The sequence below is a fragment of the Burkholderia sp. A9 genome, from assembly GCF_000801975.1.
This window is the reverse complement of the sequence record NZ_JSZN01000068.1, coordinates 1-1,372: the sequence shown is the minus strand read 5'-3', so window position 1 is coordinate 1,372 and position 1,372 is coordinate 1. Positions and strand designations below refer to the sequence as shown.

The following is a 1,372-nucleotide window of genomic DNA, read 5'->3' as shown; positions in this document are numbered from 1 at the left end:
GCGCGGGCTCGTCGGGCTCGACATCGCGATACACCGACGACACGCCCGGCGCGATGCTCTGCGCGAGCCGGATCTTGAATTCGCGAAAGCCGCTGCAGCCGAGCGCCTGGCAGAAGCGCGCGATGGTCGGCTGGCTGACGCCCGCGCGGGTCGACAGCTCGGTCATCGCGAGGTCGAGCACCTCGCGCGGCGCGGCGAGGATGTAGTCGGCGAGCTTGCGCTCGGACGGGCGCAACTCGGCGCGGATCGCTTCAATGCGAGGCAGCATGGGACGGCGGATGAAAATCGGGTTCGGATGAGCGAGTGTATCGCAATCGAATTGTAGAAAATCTACAAGAAATTGCTAGCTTCATCGGTGGCATTTTTCGGAGCAGGCGACGCGATGGATTAGGGTTTTCACTAGGTAAAGCCTTGCTGGTGGCGGGAGTAAGGGTTGCGCGCAGATCGATCTGCATTGCGTGCTTGTAGTTTTTCTACTAGACTGGCCTCGTTCGTTCGACGCATTCGATCGTCCCCACGATTCCAACCGCCGGTGTCGTCCGGCATACAGGAGCGCCCAGCATGACGTCGCTGCACCCCACTCTGGCGAAAGTCACCGAACGCGTGATCGCCCGCAGCCAATCGACCCGTTCCGCCTATCTGCAGCGCATCGACGGCGCGCAGGGCAAGTTCCCGGCGCGCGGCGCGCTGTCGTGCGCGAACCTCGCGCACGGTTTCGCGGGTCTCGAAGGCAGCGACAAGTTCCAGATCAAGGCGATCCGTGAGCCGAACATCGGCATCGTGTCCTCGTACAACGAGATGCTGTCCGCGCACGCACCGTACAAGGATTTCCCCGACATCATCAAGGCCGCCGCGCGCGAGAACGGCGGCGTCGCGCAGTTCGCGGGCGGGGTGCCGGCGATGTGCGACGGGGTCACGCAAGGCAACCCCGGGATGGAGCTGTCGCTGTTCTCGCGCGAGGCGATCGCGATGGGCACTGCGATCGCGCTCACGCACAACATGTTCGACGCAGCGCTCTGCCTCGGCATCTGCGACAAGATCGTGCCGGGCCTCCTGATCGGCGCGCTGCAGTTCGGCCATCTGCCGACCATCTTCGTGCCGGCTGGCCCGATGACGAGCGGCCTGTCGAACGACGACAAGGCGAAGATCCGCCAGCAGTTCGCGACCGGCCAGGTCGGGCGCGACGCGCTGCTCGAAGCCGAATCGGCCGCGTATCACGGCCACGGCACCTGCACGTTCTACGGCACCGCGAACAGCAACCAGATGCTGATGGAGCTGATGGGCCTGCACCTGCCGGGTTCGGCGTTCGTCCATCCGCACACGGCGCTGCGCGATGCGCTGACCGCCGAAGCCGCGCGCCGCGTGCTCGACC

Annotated in this window: 2 protein-coding genes; one reads left to right on the top strand and one right to left on the bottom strand. The window is 65.3% G+C overall.

Annotated features, from left to right (window positions below; all coding sequences use genetic code 11):
- The coding region (locus tag PI86_RS15445) for a MurR/RpiR family transcriptional regulator (RefSeq protein WP_039324315.1) at positions 1 to 268 on the bottom strand (268 nt) is incomplete at its 3' end.
- 293 nt (positions 269 to 561) lie between these two features.
- Here PI86_RS15445 and PI86_RS15440 point away from each other — a divergent pair.
- On the top strand, positions 562 to 1,372 hold an 811-nt coding region (locus PI86_RS15440; RefSeq protein ID WP_039324311.1), incomplete at its 3' end, for a dihydroxy-acid dehydratase domain-containing protein.